Consider the following 18,702-nt stretch of genomic DNA (forward strand, 5'->3'; position numbering starts at 1 on the left):
CTTATAGATAGGAAACAAAATGAAACTCAAACAACTCTTTGCAGTGGCCTTGTTCGCCAGCACGCCTGCGTTCGCTTCGGCCTCGGGTTTCCTGGTGGATTTCGAGAAGAACTGGGATTACCTTAACGGCGATGTCAACGACTACTACAACGGTAGCGCAGCTGCCGACGGTAACACTGGCGGCCCTAACCTTGGCGTGTCTTTCATCAACGTATCGGGTTTGTCTAACGATGCCGACTTCACTTATTACAGTGGCGCGCCATCCGCGCAAGGTACTGCCTATGCTCACGACGCGGCGTTCATTAATGTTGCTGCCGGCGTAACCGGCGGATTATCGTTCTTCTATTCCAGCCCCGTCGCTGTAACCGGCGCGGTGAAGGCTTATTCCGGTTTGAACGGTACCGGTACGCTATTGGGTAGCTTCGATCTGGCGGCCAACAACAGCGGTGCTTACGATACTTGGACCCAGGCCACGTTTTTGTTCAACGGCTCTGCCCAGTCGTTCGACTTGGCAGGCGCTGGCGCGAATTTTGTCGGTCTGGACAACATCAGCTCGGTACCGGTCCCGGCCGCGTTTTGGTTGTTGGGTTCCGGTTTGGCGATGGTCGGCGCGATCAGCCGCCGCGGTTTGAAAGCGTCGGTCTGAACCTTCGGTGATACGGGTCTTATGACCCAATAGGAGGCAGGAGCCGCGAGGTTTTGTCGCGCGGCTCTTTTCTTGTTTTAGGGTTTTTTCCTTTGGAAGCCCATTGCCATTTTCCTGCCTTGCCGCGCGAATTTGGCGACTGTTTTTATGCTATATGACTATGTCCACACTATTACAAACATCGACCGATAACGATTCCACCCCTGCCCGCCGCGCCGAATCTTGGCCAAATTGGTTGCGCGAACCGCTATTGCACTTCATGTTGCTGGGAGGCTTGCTGTTCGGTGTCGACTATTGGATCGTCGGTAAAGCCGACGACAAAAATACCATTGTCGTGACCACCGAAATCGACGACGAAGCGGGAGACTTATTCGAGAAGTACCGCGGCCGCGAACCAGAACCACAGGAAATGACGGCGCTGCAACAAGTCTGGCTCGATAATGAGGTGCTCTATCGCGAAGGTTTGGCAATGCAGCTCGACAAAGGCGACGACGCCATCCGCGAACGCGTGATTTTTAAAGCCTTGAGCGTGATTGACGCCAATACTAAATTGCCGCCGTACGACGATAAACTGCTGCGCGACTGGTTCGAGAGTCATCGCGCGAAATACGACGAGCCGCCCCGCTACGATTTCCAAGAGGCCGTGCTGTCTGGCGAGAACTCCGAGTCCGACGTCCGCGCCTTTGTCAATACATTAAACGCTGGCGCGCCGGGAGATGCTCAGGCCGGCTTGCGGGTGTTCAAGGGGCGCCCGCGCGCAAATCTCGAACAAAGCTACGGCGCCGAATTCGCCAAGGCGTTGGAAGAAGCGCCGGTCAACGAATGGCGGGCAATGCCGACTCGTGACGGCTGGCGAGCGATTCGTCTCGACCTTATTGCAGCGCCCAAACCGGCCGTGTTCGAAAATCTGCGTGGCGTGGTATTACAGGATTGGACCGATGCCGCCATGGCTGAACAACGCACCGCCGCAGTGCGCGCCCTGGCCAAAAAATACACCGTCAAACACGAGACCGTGATACTGCAATGAAGCCTCTAACTTTAAAAATACTGTTGGCGGTTTTTATATCGCTACTGAGCAATGTCACTGCGGCGCATGAAATGAGCATGGCCGAGATGCAAGTCCGCGAAATGGCCAAGGGCGAGTATTTTTGGCAATGGGGCGCCAGCGAGAAACGTCCGGTCGCCGACGAGCTGACGCCATCGTGGCCGGAGGGCTGCCAAGCCGAAGCGAACTTATTGCATTGCGGCGAAACGGGCCTGAAGGGTATGCTGACCATGGATGGAGTGGGCAAACGTTTTTCGGCTGCGCTGGTGAAGATCTTCTGGCTCGATGGCCAATCGCGGGTCTACACCCTGACGGCAAGCCAGCCTACCGTGCAATTGTTCGGATCCGCCGACGACCAGCGTGGACTGGGCGAAATTGCCTCGGCCTATACGGTTTTGGGTGTCGAGCACATTCTTTCCGGCATCGACCACCTGCTGTTCGTCATCGGCCTATTGCTGCTGGTCGGCTTTAACCGTCAATTGTTGTGGACTATCACCGCCTTTACCTTGGCGCATAGCGTGACCTTGGCTTGCAGTGCCTTGGGCTGGTTGACATTGCATTCTGCACCGGTGGAGGCCACGATTGCGCTATCCATCGTCCTGGTTGCCGGCGAAGCTTTGCACAAACAACAAACATTGGCCCGCCGCTATCCGGCGCTGATTGCTTTTCTGTTCGGTTTGGTCCATGGCCTGGGGTTTGCTGGAGCATTAAAGGAAATCGGCCTGCCCGAAAACCATCTGCTGCCCGCTTTGCTAACCTTCAATGTCGGCGTCGAAATCGGCCAATTACTGACAGTGACCGGCGCTTGGGCGCTGTGGTGCCTGAGTTTACGTTGGCCCAAGGTCGTACTGGCCCGCCCGGCACTGCTGTATGGTATCGGTTCGGTGGCCGCTTACTGGTCTTGGGAGCGCGCCGCATTGATCTTCGGCTGACCCGGCTCTCATCGGAACGGCTTTACAACTTCTTGTAACAAATACGGCAATCAAGCGAATGAACGAAGTCATCGGTATCTTCCCCACCCCTATCATGCGGGCGCCGGCAACCTTGCCTCGCTCCTTGGTTGAAGGCTTAGTCGAACATTTCAGCACGCTGGCGGTGCGAGACAACAATTCGTCCGCCAATCTTTCGCACACCGCGATGCTTAGCCCCGGCGACAGCCCGCTGCTGGTCGAAGCCGCCGCGTTGATCACGCCGAAGTTAAGCGAATTCGGCGCACTGCTGTTCGGCGAAATGATGGGCTGGTCGTTGAAGGAGATGTGGGTCAACGTACTGGACAGCGGCGGCCATCAGGCCATGCACAACCATGCCAACAGCTTTATTTCCGGCGTGGTTTATCTGACGCCGACGCACGATTCGTCGCGCACGGTTTTTATGAAGTCGCCCGGCGGTACCGATTTCGCCTTCAAGAACGACCACGAAGGTGTCATCACCGGGCCGTTTAATGCGGAGAAATGGATTAGCCCCCAGCCGGAACCGGGCGATCTGGTGCTGTTTCCCAGTTATCTTATGCACGCGGTGCCGCCGAATGCCGGGGAGCGGCGCATCACGCTGGCGATGAACGCGATACCTACTCAGCTGAACTCGTGGGGCTATAGCATCAAGTTCGGCGCTTGAGTGCCGAACTTATCCCGCCTTTCTTTCAGACGTTACCGTCCGGGCGGTCCGGCCGATTGCGGCCGAATTCGCCTAACCAAATAACTTAAGGTTGCCGAATTGTCTTTGCCTACATACTTATCCCAACTGTTGCCCGCTCCGCTCGACGTGAATTCCCGCTGGTCCCCGCTTTTGCTGATGACGGCCTCCGGCTTTGCCGGCCTGGGCTATCAGATTGTCTGGACCCAACAATGCGCGCTGTGGCTGGGGCATGAATCCGCCGCCGTGTTGGCGGTGGTGACGGCATTCTTCGGCGGCCTGGGCCTGGGCGCCTTGGCGATAGGACCGCGTATCGAGCGTAGCCGGCATCCGGTGCGCTGGTATGCGGCCGCCGAAGTGGTCGTCGCTTTGTGGAGTCTATTGTTAGCCCTGCTAATGTCGCCCTTTAGCGGCTGGCTGCTCGATCTTACCGGCACACAGCCGTCCCCGGTTTGGCAGTGGACCGTGGCGTTTTGCGGCACTTTTGTGCTGCTGTTACCGGCTACGGCCGCAATGGGCGCGACGCTGCCCGCGATGGAGCGGGTGACGGCCCGGCTGCATAGCGAAGGCCGCTCTATTGCGGCACTTTACGCCGCTAACACCTGCGGCGCGGTAATCGGCGTGCTTGCTGCCGCGTTCTGGCTGCTACCCGAGCTCGGTCTGGCGCGAACGGCAGCCATTTGTATTGCGCTCAACCTGCTGTGTGCCGGCGTGGCACTTGCCGCGCTGCCACATAGTATCGAGACGATTCAGCATCCGATTCAATTCGCTTCATCCGCAGGACGCGGTTTGCAGGCGCGACTGGCATTCACCGGTTTGCTGGGCATCGGTTACGAAGTGCTTGTCGTACGCGTACTCAGCCAAGTATCCGAAGATACGGTTTACACCTTTGCCATGCTGTTGGCGGTGTATTTAGTGGGCAGTGCACTTGGCGCCGCGGCTTACCAACGCTGGCTGAGTCGGTTCGGCGACCGGGAAAAATTAACTGACCGCCTGCTCTGCGCGTTGGCGGCCACCTGTCTGCTCGGTACGGCCAGCCTATGGGCGTCAGAACGCTTCAAGGCCGTATTGCTTGAAAGCATGGGAACCAACGTTATGACAGGTATCGGTGCGGAGGCGGCGCTGGCGCTGGCCGCCTTCGGCCTGCCGACGCTGGTGATGGGCGCTTTGTTCAGCCTTCTCTGCGCCCGCGCCAGTACCTCCGGCATCAGTTTCGGTTGTTCGCTGGGGCTTAATACCTTGGGCGCGGCGTTGGCGCCGTTGTTGTTCGGCGTGTGGCTGACGCCATTGCTGGGGGCGAAATCCGTGCTGTTATCGATCGCCGGCGGCTATCTGATGCTGACCGCCAAGCCCTCCTGGTTAAAACCCATGGTCTGGTTGCCGGCAGGGTTGGCGTCGGCGTTGGCCGTCTGGGCGCCGCCGCTGACTTTCGTCGATGTACCCGCAGGCGGGCATATCGTCAGCTACCGGGAAGGTGCGATGGCCGCCGTCAGCGTCGTGGAAGACGCCAACGGCGTCGCCCGCTTACGCATCAACAATAGGCAACAAGAGGGCAGCAGTTCGAGCCTATTGGTCGACGCGCGGCAGGCTTTGTTGCCGGTGCTTCTGCATCCGGCGCCGCAGCGCGTGCTGTTTCTGGGGTTGGGCACGGGTATGACCGCGTCCTCGGCGGCAGAGGACCCTAGCCTGCAAGTCGATGCCGTGGAGTTGTTGCCAGAGGTTATTGAAGCGTCGCAATACTTCCGGCAGCGTGTGTTTGCGGGCGAGGCTTCCAGCCGTATGCATACCATGAAAGCCGACGCCCGTCGTTATGTCCGGTCCAGCCGTCAACATTACGATGTGATCGTCTCGGATAACTTTCACCCGGCGCGCAGCGGGTCGGGCTCACTATATACGGTTGAGCACTTCCAGGCTGTGCGCGGACGCCTTGCCGACGATGGTGTGTTTTGCCAATGGCTGCCGCTGCATCAGCTCGATCTGGGGACCCTGCGCAGCATTGTGCAATCCTTTATCGCCGCGTATCCGGCCGGATCGGCCATGTTCGCCAGTAACAGCCTGGAAACGCCGGTGTTGGGTCTGATCGGGCGAAAGGACGACGCTGCTTTCAATGTCGAAAGTACGCATGACCGTTTGGCCCAAACCGCGTTGCCGAGGAGTCCGGCCGATTTTGGGATCGAGGACGAATTCGCCTTGTTCGGCAGTTTCGTTGCCGGACCGAAAGCGCTGGCGCGCTTCGCCGGCAACGCCGCCACCAACACCGACGATCATCCGGTGGTTGCCTACCGTGCGCCGCGTATTACTTATGCGCCGGAATCGTTGCCAAGAGACAGGCTGATTGCCTTGCTACATGAACTGTCCATCGAGCCGGCTGAGATCGTCGCTAAGACCGATGTTGACTGGCAGCGGCGTCTGATCGCATATTGGGCGGCAAGGAATCGTTACCTTGAGGCCGGCAAGGATGTGCACCCGGCGGCGAACGTGCGGGATATGTTGGCGCAGGTGCGCGAACCATTGCTTTCGGTATTGCGCATCAGCCCGGATTTCCGGCCGGCTTACGACCCGCTGCTGCGCATGGCGCTCGCTTTTGCCGATATGGATGCGGTTGCCGCCCGCTCGCTGCTGACTGAGTTGGCAAGGATACAACCCAGGCGCTCCGAAGCCGAGCTGGCGCTCAGCCAAATCGCCGGTGCGCCATCTTGACGCCCGTTTTTTGTTCGTCCCAGATTGTCGTGTAAGCAATCCGCTTTCCTCATGTCTCGCATCGGAAACGCTCGAGCCCGATGTCTCGTCGAAACTAGTGGTGCTTGTAGGGTAAGAGCGCCTGTTATTGCAATGTTGCGGCGCGTGCCGCAAAAGTTCCGTTAAATAGTTTCATATTAAGAAACAAATCATGTAATAAATGCCTGATTGTAAATATTATTCGTAGGTATATAGTGAAGCCGTACTTACAAAGCAACTAAACCCAGTCAAGGTGGACCCTATGAATACATCAAAAAGCTTTTACAGAGACGTGACGACCGGCTTGTTCTTTGTCACCGGCATGCTGAGTTTTATGTCGGGTCAATTTATCCTTTCCACACTGTTGTTTGGCGCTGCATCGTTGGCCAGTAATTTGAACCCGGCAACGCCTGCCCGTATTTAAGATTTTCGTGCGACCTCTGGCGGCTCCTCCTGGCCGCGAACTCTATGGCCTCTACCATTTTCCACGGTAGAGGCTTTTTTTGGGGTCTTTATAAACGGAGTTAAATTAACAGTAGGTCAAAGTTCGACACAGTCATTCAAAGCCCAGCATAACGCCATAGGAGAAATACCATGAATTTACGTTACGCAAATATGAAAAGCGCGCTTGAGTTTCTACATGCTCCTCCAGTCACGCTGACGATTATCGAATCGTGGAGTGAGAACGAATTTGATGAGGTGTTGGACTGGATTGAGCAGATGACCCGGCGAAATTGGCATCGCATCTTGAAGCGGCCGGAAGTATTCGTGCAACAAAGGCCGGAAGTTTTAAATGTGCTGGATGCGGAATTGGTCTTTTAGACTGGTAATCGCACATTAACAGCGTCAATTAAGCCTATGCGGCTAATTTATGGCGGGTGCCCCCAGTATCGACTGGGGCACCCAGTCCGCAAACTGAATGCTAAACCGCTTGGTATCGAACAGTTTGTAAAAAAGCTCGCTTGCGAATAGCTATCTCGTTTTCCCCGTTCTCTCCGTCAAAAATCAAAAACTCCTGCGTCTTGGTATGTAGCAAATTGCGGCCGGGAATACTGTCTAGTCATCGGCCGGGTAACCGCCTTTACGGCAGCAGATGCATACCATCTCACCGCATTGCAGAGCTTTCCCGGTGTAAGCAGTGCGGATCGACAACGCCTTAGCTCTGGTGTAAGTTTGCTCGCAAAACCTTGAGTTATAGCCAACCCGCCGGTAGATTTTATCGATCGCCGGCTCGGCAAGGTCGACCGGAATCAAGCAACCGCAACTCAGCTTACCGCCCGGATTGGGCAAGGAGACACGATGGATCTGCAATTGAACGGCAAAATTGCCCTGGTGACCGGCAGCACGGCCGGTATTGGATTCGCCATTGCTAAAGCGCTGGCGCGGGAAGGCGTGCAAGTCATCGTCAACGGCCGCGCGCCGGAGTCGGTGCAACGCGCGATTAACGAACTTAAGCCTTTCGCCGTCAGCGAATTGTTCGGCTTTGCCGGCGATTTATCCCAGGCCGATGCGGCTGCCGAGTTGGTGGCCGCGCATCCTCATGTAGATATTTTGATCAACAACCTAGGCATTTTCGAACCACTAGCGTTCGAAGACATTCCGGACGACGACTGGCGCCGTCTGTTTGAGGTCAATGTCCTCAGTGGCGTACGCCTGGCCCGTTTGTATTTGCCGGCAATGAAACAGAAAGACTGGGGCCGGGTAATCTTTATTTCCAGCGAAAGCGGGGTGCAAATCCCGGCGGAAATGATTCATTACGGCATGACCAAGGCTGCGCAAATCGCGGTCGCGCGCGGATTGGCCGAGCACGTGGCCGGCAGCGGTATTACCGTGAACTCGGTCCTGCCCGGCCCGACCCGCTCTCGGGGCGTCGGCGATTTCGTTAACGAACTGGCCGCGCAGCAGGGACAAACTTTCGAAGAATTCGAACAACAATTTTTCGAAAAAGTCCGCCCGACTTCGCTGATCAAACGCTTTGCGACCGCCGACGAAGTCGCCGCCCTAGTGTGCTATCTGTCCAGCCCGTTGGCTTCGGCCACTACCGGTGCCGCGTTGCGGGTGGATGGCGGCGTGATCAAAAGTGCGTTTTGATGGTGATATTGAACCAGGCCGAGTCAAGGTGTAGTGCGGATAAGCGCGGAGTCATCCGCCAAACCGAATTTCGGAGCCATAGCGACATCTTGAATGGCCTCAGCCGACACCCGATTTTAGGAGTAACTGTGTAGTGTGCTATGGTTTGCCGTTAAAAAACACTCGTCCAACTATCCGATTTTTTTCATGCAAAAAGCACTATTAGTTATTGGAATATTCAGTAGCATTGGTCTGTCCGGTTGTCTGTCGCCGTTAGCGATCAGTACCCTGTCCAGGAATTACAACGAATCGGTTGCCAGTGATTTGACGGAGCAGTTGCTGCTCAATATCGCCCGAGCCGGTAATAACGAACCCATTTTGTTTACCGGTATTTCCAATATTGCCGCTACGATGAATTTTCAGGCCAATGTGGGGGCGACTCCGGCTCTGACCGGTAATAGCGGAACTACGTTAATGCCCTTGTTTGGGGTGGGAGCCGCGGAAAACCCCACCATAAGCATTGTGCCGATGCAGGGTGAAGAATTTACCCGGCGCATGCTGACACCGTTGAGCGAAGACAAACTTGCGCTGTTGCTGCGCCAGAATGTGGATGTGGATTTATTACTGCGGCTGGCGGGGCTGGAATTCCGCACCATCGAAAACGGCACTGAGGAGGTGTACCACAACCGGCCGCGCAATCAGGAGGATTATGCGGCGTTCCGGAGAATGGTATTGCATTTGTCCACCATTCAGGACCAGGATCACCTGTTTTTCGAACCGTTGATCCTGACGAAACGCTGGCAATTACCCATCCAGCAATTATCTTCCAAGGATTTTTCGACACTGGAAAAAGAATACGACATTAGTATCGACCAGGCGCATGAACAATACACATTGAAAAAGCTGCAGCAATCGCGGCTTGTGATCAGCAACTACAACCCCGCATTGTTGACGGAAACCGAACGGCAGCAATTGGATGACGAAAGCCAGACGCTTGCGCCGAACGATGTTTTAATCGATATTCGGGCGGGGTATCCGGGGGGAGAGTTGCCGATTCACGGCCGGTTGCGTTTGCGAAGTTTCAGCAATATTTTATATTTCATCGGCCGCACTTTGTCCGCGGAACCGGAAGTGGACGTGAGCAAAGATCCCAGAACCCCGCCGGTCAGCGAAAATCCGGTCTCCGCGCTTGCGATCCGGGTGACGGACGACAAACCGAACGATACGCTGTTAGCCGTGAATTACGACGAACAGTATTATTCGGTGGCTCGTGATCCGACGTATCCCTGGAATGAAACGGCGTTCAGAGTATTGGCGCAGATTTATCAGATGACCATGTCGGAATTACCCAAAGGGTCGGTGCCGACCATTACCATTTCCAAATGAGTTTGCCGCGCCTCCGATAACCGGCACAGCCGACGCTAAGCTTGGGCGACGGTATGCGCCGATGTTTCAAACGTCGCTTAACAGCGGCCGGCTTAATGTTTGGTACCACCAACCGGCCGCTTCACCTTTATTTGCGGTGCGCATTGCCAGCCACACCGGTTCCGACGGACGTGCTTCTGCAACCTGCAATTCCATCAGCGATCCGATTTCCAGGTCATGGGCGATTAATCGTCGCGGTAAAAAGCCAAAGCCCAAACCGGCCCGTTGAAATTGGATTTTGGTGTCGATATTCGGCACCGTAATGCGTTTTTGCCCGGACAATAAGCCTACTGTTTTTGCCGGCAGCGACCGGGCGCTGTCGGCGACGGCGATGACGGTATGTATATGCAGCATGTCGGTTTTAATTGGCTGATCCGCCGCAGCCAACGGGTGGACGGGCGCGACGCAAAACGCAAAATCCACGGTATCGATCTGCCTGACTTGATAGCCGCTCCAATTCGGACAATCGCCGACGGCAACGACGATATCCGCCCGTTCCTCACGCAAAGCCTCCCATACGCCGCTCATCACTTCCGCGGTGAAGCGAATGCGGGTTCCGCATTCCAGGGTATTAAACTCATGTAAATCGTTAATAAACACCCTGCTGGGTATCAGCGAATCAAACACCACGGTCAGTTCGGCTTCATATCCGGAAGCGATTTTATATAGCCGAGATTCGAGGTCGCCGAAGGCGTGCAATAACAAACGCCCTTCGTTTAACAAGGCATTTCCGGCCGCTGTTAGCGAAAGCTTGGGGCCATTGCGTTCGAATAACTTCAGCTTCAATTGTTCTTCCAATTTACCGACGGCATAGGAAATAGTGGAGGGCACGCGATGCAGCAGTTCCGCCGCGCCCGACATCGACCCGGTGCGGTCGATCGCATCGATAATTTGAATAGCTTCCAGCGATAACTTCATTAGAACTCCAAAATCACTTTCGAAAAAATCGAATATTAAAAGCAAAATAACTCGTTTTATATAATAAAAATTCAGGAGTATTCTAGTTTCACTCGCTTAAAACCCTAATATTCCATACAAAAGCTGAGTGAATGTAAATTCGAAATTTTTGAAAGGAGTCCGATCATGCTGGAAATTCGTCCCGCCCACCGCCGAGGTAGCGCTCATTTCGATTGGCTATTCTCAAGACACACTTTTTCTTTTGGCAATTACTACGATCCGCAACAAAGCGGATTTTCCGATTTGTTGGTGATCAACGAAGATATCGTACAGCCGGGCAAAGGCTTTGGCACACATCCGCATCGGGATATGGAAATTTTTACCTATGTCATCGACGGGGCGTTGGCACACAAAGATTCGATGGATAACGGCTCGGTGATCGAAGCCGGCGACGTTCAGTTAATGACCGCCGGAACCGGTGTGACTCATAGCGAGTTCAATCATTCGCGGAGCGAGTTGGTGCATTTTCTGCAAATTTGGCTGGTGCCGAATAGCAAAGGCGTCGAACCGCGCTATCAGCAAAGTCATTTTAGCCCCGCGCAAAAACAAGGCCGGCTGGCGCTGATTATTTCGCCCGACGGTGCGGAAGGATCTTTGTCGGTTTACCAGGATGTGCGGGTTTACGCCGGTTGTTTCGATGCCGATGAACAGGCGCGGTTAACGCTTGCCGATAACCGTTACGCTTACGTGCACCTGGTACGCGGTACCTTGACAGTGAACGGCACCGTGCTTCACGCAGGCGATGGCGCCCGCATCCGAGGCGAGGGCCAAATTGACATACAACAGGGTCACAATGCCGAAGTGTTGGTGTTTGATTTACGCCCGCATGAAAAACCCAGCCGGTAGCGCGACATGAACGAAATCAGCCAAACGCCGCCCAACAACGAACAAGTTTTTTTCGCCATCCGTCATCGGCTGAAAAAAGGTAAGCGCAACCTTCAGCAATACGAGCATTGGTTAAGCAAAATCATGCCGATTGCGGCGAGCTTTCCGGGGCATTTGGGGGTACAAGTCGTTCGGCCGCCGGACGGCCACAACGAGTATCTGATCGTGGTGCGCTTTGCCGGTATTCAGGCCTTGGAATTCTGGCAGCGGTCTCCGGAACGTCAGCAGTTGCTTCAGGAAATTAACGGGATTCTGGACAGCGAAGAAGCGATCGATATCAAAACCGGTATCGATTACTGGTTTACCCCGCCGGCGGTGGGTAATCATCCGCGGCGTTGGAAACAATGGCTGGTGACGACGTCGGTGATCTGGCCGTTGACGATGTATGTGCCACAGGCGATGGAACCCGTGTTTATAAAATATCCTCAGTTGGGGGAGTTCGGCATTCGCCAGGGAGTATTGGCTTTGGTGATTGTTGGTTTGGTGGTGTATTTGATCATGCCGCTTTATGTCCGGCTAATCGCGAAATGGTTTTTTAAAAGTTAGTGTCCGGATTATATCTTGGGCGCAAGTCAACGGCAGCGGATTGTGACAATCGTTATCGCATTCCCGGCAATCCGAATTTAAAACGACCTTTATTAACTGGAGGATAAATTATGGGACAAACTACTTCCAGCAAAATAGTGAACTGGCAGATTGAAGGATGTCATTTTTCTCGCTTCGATATAACGCCAGAGCAGTCTATTTCACTGGAAAAAATATTTCACGATGAAATTGCCATTATCGGTTTTTCCGGTGCGGTTTGGAAAAGCCGGCAAAATGGCCAGAACTATCTTGAAACGCCAAACTGTCTGGTAATGCGCGATGCGGGGCAAATATTCTCCCTGAAATCGGCTTTTATAAACAAGGATGGTGCAATTTGTCGAGAAATCAAAATCAGCCCTCGGCAACTGATCGATTTTTGCGAAAAACACGAATTAAGCAAGTTTGTATTGGATTTCAAAAATCCGATCATTGATAACCTGTATTTACGGAATTACTTTGCCGACACGCATAGAGTTTTAGAAACCAGCCAATGCGCCCTGGAACGATCGACTTGTCTGGCTTTATTCGTAAATCGGTTTTTGCAGCAAGTGACAGGCAATCATTACGATTGCCCGCAACTATTAAAGCCTTCGAAAGTGAAAATATCCATTGAATATTTGCGGACTTTTTATAATCGAAATATTTCGCTGAACGAGCTTTCGGAAATCACTAAATCGAATCCGTTTGTACTTTTAAGAAATTTTAAAAAATGCTTGGGAATTACGCCTCACGAATATCTGCAAGCATATCGAATTATCCAAGCCAAAAAGTTTATTTCTACCGGATTCGCATTAACCGATGTTGCGATGCTGTGCGGTTTTGCCGATCAAAGCCATCTAAACCGCGTGTTTAAAAAAAAGGTCGGGGTAACGCCGGGCCAATTTCGAATCGCTTAATCGAGATTGTTTACCTGCCGAATTACTGTCATTTGTTCGGTAAAACTGTCATAGGTTTTGTAGCGTTTTTCCTACAGACGCCGCCTTTTCCACTTTGCATTTTGTTTACGGGAGAGATATTAAACCATTTTATTTATACGTTAATTTTTTAAGAAAAAAGTCAATATTGTTCAATACTCAAATCTCAGAGTTTGGTCAAATACAAGTCCGTGAATTCTGACTTAATCAATTTAGTTTAAAGGAGCAATCAATGAGTGCAGCCACCGAAAAACTTATTACCCCTGATAATTGTGCGTTTATATTTATCGATCATCAACCGCAAATGGCTTTTGGCGTGACCAATATCGACCGCCAATTACTCAAGAACAACGCCGTTGCGATGGCCAAGACGGCCAAGTTGTTCAATATTCCTACCATTCTTACCGCCGTCGAAACCGAATCATTCAGCGGTTATATCTGGCCCGAATTGATGGATGTGTTGCAGCTGGATCCAATCGAACGTACCAGCATGAATAGCTGGGAAGACGAGGCCTTCGTCGCCGCCGTTAAAAAAACCGGACGTAAAAAATTGGTGATGGCCGCGTTATGGACGGAAGCTTGTCTGATCTTCCCAACCATCTGTGCGCTGGCGGAAGGCTTTGAAGTCATCATGAATACCGATGCCTCGGGCGGTACTTCGGTAGAAGCGCACAATGCCGCCATCAGGCGCGCCGAACAACATGGGGCGGAGTCGATTACCTCGCTGCAGGTGCTTTTGGAACTGCAACGCGATTGGAGCCGTAAAGAAACCTATGTCGGCACTACGGATATTGCCCGCGAACATTTCGGTGCCTACGGCATGGGTATCGACTACGCGGCCAGCCTGGTGCACGACTATGGGCAACGCGCCAAATATCCGCACCAGGTCAATAAATAGGCAGTATTCCGTTCGTTAAATTCACAGATCGAGGCACCGCCCATGATTATCTCTAGCCCGGACACTGTTTTATTCAATGGCAAGATTACCACGCTAGACAACGCACAACCGGAAGTCAGCGCCATCGCCATCGCGGGCGGAAAAGTTGTTGCACTAGGGTCTGATGCACAGATCCGAACGCTGGCAACGGCCGATACCGTTGTCATCGATTTGAACGGTAAACGGGTCCTGCCGGGCTTGAACGACTCGCACCTGCATTTGATTCGCGGCGGCTTGAATTACAACATGGAACTGCGCTGGGAAGGTGTCGGCAGCATCGCCGATGCCTTGGCGATGCTGCAGTTGCAAGCGGCCAGAACGCCGGCACCGCAATGGGTGCGGGTGGTTGGCGGCTGGAGCGAGTTTCAATTTAAAGAAAGGCGGATGCCGACCCTGGCGGAAATCAATGCGGTTTCGCCGGATACTCCGGTGTTTATCCTGCATCTTTATGATAGGGCGTTATTGAACGGCGCCGCGCTGCGCGCCGCTGGCATCGGTAAAGACACGCCCGATCCGCCCGGCGGCAAAATTCAGCGCGACGCCAACGGCAATCCGACCGGGATGCTGATTGCCGAACCCAATGCGATGATTCTATATTCGACCCTGGCCAAGGGACCGAAATTGCCGCTGGACGATCAAATCAACTCCACCCGGCATTTCATGCGTGAGTTGAATCGTTTGGGTGTGACCAGTTGTATCGATGCCGGCGGCGGTTTTCAAAATTACCCGGAAGACTATCAGGTGATCGAAAAGCTGCATGCTGACGGACAAATGACCGTGCGCATCGCCTACAACTTGTTTACCCAAAATAAGGGCGGCGAGCTGGCGGATTTTCAGAAATGGGCCGGCGTTGTCAAACCTTACAGCGGCGACAGTTATTTTCGCCAGAATGGCGCGGGCGAGATGCTGGTGTTTTCCGCCGCCGATTTCGAGGATTTTCTGCAACCTCGCCCGGACATGGCGGCCAGCATGGAAAAAGAGCTGGGCGATGTGGTTCGATTTTTGGTGGAGAATCGCTGGCCGTTCCGGCTGCATGCTACTTACGACGAGACCATAGACCGGGCCCTGGACGTGTTCGAGGCGATTGATCGCGACACCCGCTTCGGTGATTTGCGCTGGTTTTTCGACCATGCCGAAACCGTCAGCGAAAAAAATCTGGCGCGGATCAAGCAGTTGGGCGGCGGCATTGCGGTACAGCACCGCATGGCTTTTCAAGGTGAATATTTTGTAGACCGCTACGGTAAAAAGGCTGCCGAGCATACGCCGCCGCTGCGAAAAATGTTGGAAATGGGCATACCGGTAGGCGGCGGCACCGATGCCACGCGGGTTGCCAGTTTTAATCCCTGGGTTTCCCTGTATTGGCTGGTGACAGGCAGAACGGTCGGCGGCTTGCCGCTCTACGGCGAAAGCAATTGCCTGGAACGCGAGGAGGCCTTGCGTCTGTGGACCGCCGGCAGCGCGTATAAATCGAAGGAAGAGACCGTAAAAGGCGCTTTGTCGCCAGGCATGTATGCCGACCTGATCGTGACATCGCACGATTTCATGACCGTCCCTGACGAGGCCATCAAAGCCATTACCTCGCTGCTGACCATGGTAGGCGGTAGGATTGTTTACGCGGCGGATGATTTCAGCCGGTTCGATACGCCGTTGCCGCCGGCCAGTCCCGATTGGTCGCCGGTGCGCTATTTCGGTGGTCATCAAACACCGCAAACGCATTCTGCGTTGCCGGCCGCTTCATGCGCAGCGCACGCCTGTGCGATTCACGGTCATCACCCAGGCCACGATGGCAAGCTGTCGCGCTGGTTGGGGCTGGATAATACTGGAAAACAAGCGCAGATTGAAAATCCGTGGGCACTGGGCTGCGGCTGTTTTGCCTACTAATAGCGGCTAGCCTTCATGCAAAAACGCGAATGAGGTCATTGCCAATGAAACCCGGACTCATTCCATTGGCCTTATCGCTGGTTAGCACAGCGGGGATCGCGCTAGAGTCCGAGCGGGGTTTTAACAGCAACCGCTGGCAGGAAAATTACCAATACCTTGCCAAGCAAACTCGGCGGAGCAGTTATGAATCGCTCAAATACCTGCCGCTGATCGCCGACCGCGAGGACGTGTATTTATCCTTGGGCGGAAATTTTCGGGAACGTTTCAATAGCTACGACAACGATTTGTTCGGACTGAAAACACACGCCGACGGCCAGCAGTTTTTGCATCGCTTTTTGCTGCACGCCGATCTGCATGCCACCGAACATGTTAGGGCCTTTGTGCAATTGGCCAGCTATCTGTCTAGTAATCTGGGGCTGCGGAAAGGGCCTTTGGATAACGATAGCGCGGATTTGCAGCAGGGTTTTATCGATTTGCAGTATCAAACTTTGACCGCGCGTGTCGGCCGGCAGGAGTTTGCGCTGGGTTCGTCCCGATTGATCAGTGTGCGTGAAGGCCAAAATGCGCGGCGGGCTTTCGATGGCGTGCGGCTTTCTCTAAAAAACGCCTATCTGGACCTGGATGCGTTCGGCTTTGAAGAAGTGGCGATAACACCGGCGAGTTTCGACGACCGGGGAAATAGGCAAGAAAAACTCTGGGGGCTGAACAGCAAATGGTCGTTCAAGCCGACCGATGTCGAGATCTATTACATAGGTCTGCAGCGCAAAGACGCGCATTATCAAAATACAGTCGCCGATGAATCCCGTCATTCGTTCGGCAGCCGAGTGTTTGGCAAGCGGTCAGGCTGGGATTGGAATTTTGAAGGCATTTATCAAATCGGCAGCTTCGGACCGTTGACTATCAATGCCTGGACCGCGGCATCCAATACCGGATATACGTTTGCCATCCCGGACTGGCGCCCCCGGTTGGGTTTAAGCGCTAATGTTGCCAGTGGCGACAGGAATGCAAAAGACCGGCAGTTGAATACGTTTAATCCCTTATACCCCAATCTGACTTATTTTGAGGAAGCGGCAATATTGGCACCGCAGAACTTTTTTAATCTGATGCCGAATCTGTCCTTGCAGCCGCTGCCCAGCGTCCGGCTATCTGTCGATTGGAATTTTTACTGGCGCTTGTCAAACCACGATGCGGTTTATGCGCGTGGACTTAATCCGTTGGAACAGACGCTAGGAGCCAACGGTCGATTCGTCACCCAAGCCCTTTCCACCAATATAGAGTGGGAAATCGATAGACATTTTTCGCTTGGCTTTAGTTACAGTCATTTTTTTGCGGAACAGGTGATTACCGAAGCGGGAGGACGGGATACCGACTACGTCCGTACCCAATTCAACGCGGTATTCTAAAAACAGGTTCCGTTGCAGTTGATTGATGCAATTGCCGGCGAGTTTGCCCCATAATCGGGGCAATTTCTCCGGCTTTTACAACTAAGTTAATTTATGGCTATCGATTCATCCGCTCTGCTGTCCCAACCTTTCCTATTTTTTGAAACGCCAATATTTACGCTGGGCACGCAATCGGTCAATGTCATTTGGTTGGCTAAATTCACGCTGTGTTTAGGGCTGATGCTGTTGGTCGTCCGCTGGATACGCCATGTCCTGAATACGCGCTTGTTGGTCGGCCTGATTGTCAACGAAGGCGATCGCAAACTGATCGCCAATCTCACCGGCTTTACGCTGTTGGCGGTTGGTATCGTAGTGATCATGCAAGTCATGGGCATCAAATTCGAGACACTGGCGCTCATTTTCGGCGGCCTGGGCGTCGCGGTCGGCTTCGGCTTGCAGGACATCACCAAGAACATTGCCAGCGGCATTACCCTGATGAGCGAACGCAAACTAAAAGTGGGCGATCTTATTTATTTTGAGGGTGGCGAAGGACGCATCCGGGATATTTTTCTGCGCTCGACCGTGATTACGTCGTTCCAAGGTTCGGAGCTGATCATTCCCAATGTTCAGCTCACCAACAATATCGTGGAAAAATGGGGGAATCAAGCCAAGCGTGGGCGGGTTGAAATTCCGCTTGTGGTCGAACAGCAGAGCAATCTGGTATTGGTGACCGAGTTGTTATTGAAAGCCGCCGGCCAGGAACCCAAGGTATTAAGCGATCCGGCACCCAAAGCCTTGCTTCAAGGTTTTGGCGATATCGGGTTGAATTTCGAACTTTGGGTTTGGACCGATCATATCGATCAACGTAGCCTGATCAGAAGCGCGTTAAACTTTCGGATTGAATACTTATTTCGGCTGCATGCCATTAAAATTCCCTACCATCCGACGAATAACCGGAACCTTTACCCGGCCATGGAGGCGGCCGCCAACCCGATCAACGGTTCGCCGGACGCAGCGAGCATGCCGTCCATACACAATGCTCTTATTGAACTGCCTTATTTTCAGTATTTCGATGAGCTGGAAATACGCGAGCTGATTGAAAAGGGCTCGCCGCGTTATTTCAATCCTGGCGACATTTTGGTTAAACAGGACGAATACTTTCCATTTTTTTGCGTCATGCTCAAAGGCGAGGTCGATGCGATATTCGAGAACGAGAAAGTCAGTCAGCGCTTGTTTAGCCTGCAACATCGCGATTTTTTCGGCGAGCTACCCTTGCTCCTGAAGATTCCCTATCCGACATCAATGCGCGCCGTCGGCGAAGTCGTTTTGTTTACGATACCCGAGGATTGCTTTGCGGACCTGTTAAGCCGTTATCCGCGAATCAAGGCTGCGGTAAGCGAAGAAATGCTGAAGCGGCAGGAATACATTCGACTCTGTCAATCGTCGTTGAAAAAAATGGGTTTGCTCCCCGAGGAATTCGACAATAATCCGGTCACATGGCTAAAAAGCCGGCTTATGAAGTTGTGGGGGAATTGATCTCTTTCATTTTTTGCAGACAAACCGTAATCTCGGTTGTCGCGGAGGCTAGGATCATGCAATATGCCTAACCCCCGCGCCGGATAGAA

General features: G+C 53.5%; 17 protein-coding genes. 16 read left to right on the forward strand and 1 reads right to left on the reverse strand.

Going from position 1 to position 18,702, the window contains the following annotated elements:
- Nucleotides 1-19 precede the first annotated feature (19 nt).
- The 9 genes from ACH50O_RS18890 to ACH50O_RS18930 all read left to right on the forward strand — a co-directional run bounded on the left by ACH50O_RS18890 (nt 20) and on the right by ACH50O_RS18930 (nt 9,497).
- The gene (locus tag ACH50O_RS18890) at nt 20-646 is read left to right on the forward strand and encodes a VPLPA-CTERM sorting domain-containing protein (protein WP_446809293.1); all 627 of its coding nucleotides are present in this window, start codon (nt 20-22) and stop codon (nt 644-646) included.
- Between the two features lie 160 nt (nt 647-806).
- Nucleotides 807-1,673: a peptidyl-prolyl cis-trans isomerase gene (locus tag ACH50O_RS18895; protein WP_446809294.1), complete on the forward strand. Its 867-nt coding sequence runs from the start codon at nt 807-809 to the stop codon at nt 1,671-1,673.
- A complete protein-coding gene (locus ACH50O_RS18900; protein ID WP_446809295.1) occupies nt 1,670-2,623 on the forward strand; it encodes a HupE/UreJ family protein in 954 nt (317 codons plus the stop codon). The genes ACH50O_RS18895 and ACH50O_RS18900 overlap by 4 nt, the downstream gene beginning before the upstream one ends.
- A gap of 58 nt (nt 2,624-2,681) precedes the next feature.
- Nucleotides 2,682-3,305: a putative 2OG-Fe(II) oxygenase gene (locus ACH50O_RS18905; protein ID WP_446809296.1), complete on the forward strand. Its 624-nt coding sequence runs from the start codon at nt 2,682-2,684 to the stop codon at nt 3,303-3,305.
- A 105-nt stretch (nt 3,306-3,410) separates the two neighbouring features.
- Entirely contained in the window at nt 3,411-6,023 is a 2,613-nt protein-coding gene (locus tag ACH50O_RS18910) for a fused MFS/spermidine synthase (RefSeq protein WP_446809297.1), read from the forward strand.
- Between the two features lie 280 nt (nt 6,024-6,303).
- Entirely contained in the window at nt 6,304-6,465 is a 162-nt protein-coding gene (locus ACH50O_RS18915; protein WP_446809298.1) for a hypothetical protein, read from the forward strand.
- A gap of 170 nt (nt 6,466-6,635) precedes the next feature.
- Nucleotides 6,636-6,863: a hypothetical protein gene (locus ACH50O_RS18920; protein WP_446809299.1), complete on the forward strand. Its 228-nt coding sequence runs from the start codon at nt 6,636-6,638 to the stop codon at nt 6,861-6,863.
- Nucleotides 6,864-7,340: 477 nt separating this feature from the next.
- Nucleotides 7,341-8,132, forward strand: a complete 792-nt coding sequence (locus ACH50O_RS18925) for an SDR family NAD(P)-dependent oxidoreductase (protein WP_446809300.1) — start codon at nt 7,341-7,343, stop codon at nt 8,130-8,132.
- Between the two features lie 186 nt (nt 8,133-8,318).
- Nucleotides 8,319-9,497 carry a hypothetical protein gene (locus ACH50O_RS18930; protein WP_446809301.1) on the forward strand — a complete coding sequence of 393 codons (1,179 nt, stop codon included), beginning with the start codon at nt 8,319-8,321 and terminating at the stop codon, nt 9,495-9,497.
- Nucleotides 9,498-9,563: 66 nt separating this feature from the next.
- Here ACH50O_RS18930 and ACH50O_RS18935 read toward each other — a convergent pair whose 3' ends face one another.
- On the reverse strand, nt 9,564-10,454 hold the full coding sequence (locus ACH50O_RS18935) for a LysR family transcriptional regulator (protein ID WP_446809302.1): 891 nt from the start codon (nt 10,452-10,454) through the stop codon (nt 9,564-9,566).
- Between the two features lie 165 nt (nt 10,455-10,619).
- Between ACH50O_RS18935 and ACH50O_RS18940 the strand changes: the two genes are divergently transcribed.
- The 7 genes from ACH50O_RS18940 to ACH50O_RS18970 all read left to right on the forward strand — a co-directional run bounded on the left by ACH50O_RS18940 (nt 10,620) and on the right by ACH50O_RS18970 (nt 18,613).
- Nucleotides 10,620-11,339 carry a pirin family protein gene (locus ACH50O_RS18940; RefSeq protein ID WP_446809303.1) on the forward strand — a complete coding sequence of 240 codons (720 nt, stop codon included), beginning with the start codon at nt 10,620-10,622 and terminating at the stop codon, nt 11,337-11,339.
- Nucleotides 11,340-11,345: 6 nt separating this feature from the next.
- Nucleotides 11,346-11,924, forward strand: coding sequence for an antibiotic biosynthesis monooxygenase (locus ACH50O_RS18945; RefSeq protein WP_446809304.1), 579 nt, complete (start codon nt 11,346-11,348; stop codon nt 11,922-11,924).
- Nucleotides 11,925-12,034: 110 nt separating this feature from the next.
- Entirely contained in the window at nt 12,035-12,859 is an 825-nt protein-coding gene (locus ACH50O_RS18950) for a helix-turn-helix transcriptional regulator (protein ID WP_446809305.1), read from the forward strand.
- Nucleotides 12,860-13,109: 250 nt separating this feature from the next.
- On the forward strand, nt 13,110-13,775 hold the full coding sequence (locus tag ACH50O_RS18955) for a hydrolase (protein WP_446809306.1): 666 nt from the start codon (nt 13,110-13,112) through the stop codon (nt 13,773-13,775).
- Nucleotides 13,776-13,817: 42 nt separating this feature from the next.
- Nucleotides 13,818-15,695 (forward strand): amidohydrolase, encoded by a 1,878-nt coding sequence (locus ACH50O_RS18960; RefSeq protein WP_446809307.1) that lies wholly within the window; start codon nt 13,818-13,820, stop codon nt 15,693-15,695.
- Between the two features lie 44 nt (nt 15,696-15,739).
- Complete coding sequence (locus ACH50O_RS18965; protein WP_446809308.1) at nt 15,740-17,098, forward strand: alginate export family protein; 1,359 nt, start codon at nt 15,740-15,742, stop codon at nt 17,096-17,098.
- 93 nt (nt 17,099-17,191) lie between these two features.
- Nucleotides 17,192-18,613 carry a mechanosensitive ion channel domain-containing protein gene (locus tag ACH50O_RS18970; protein WP_446809309.1) on the forward strand — a complete coding sequence of 474 codons (1,422 nt, stop codon included), beginning with the start codon at nt 17,192-17,194 and terminating at the stop codon, nt 18,611-18,613.
- Nucleotides 18,614-18,702 lie beyond the last annotated feature (89 nt).

This window comes from Methylomonas sp. 2BW1-5-20 (assembly GCF_052474515.1).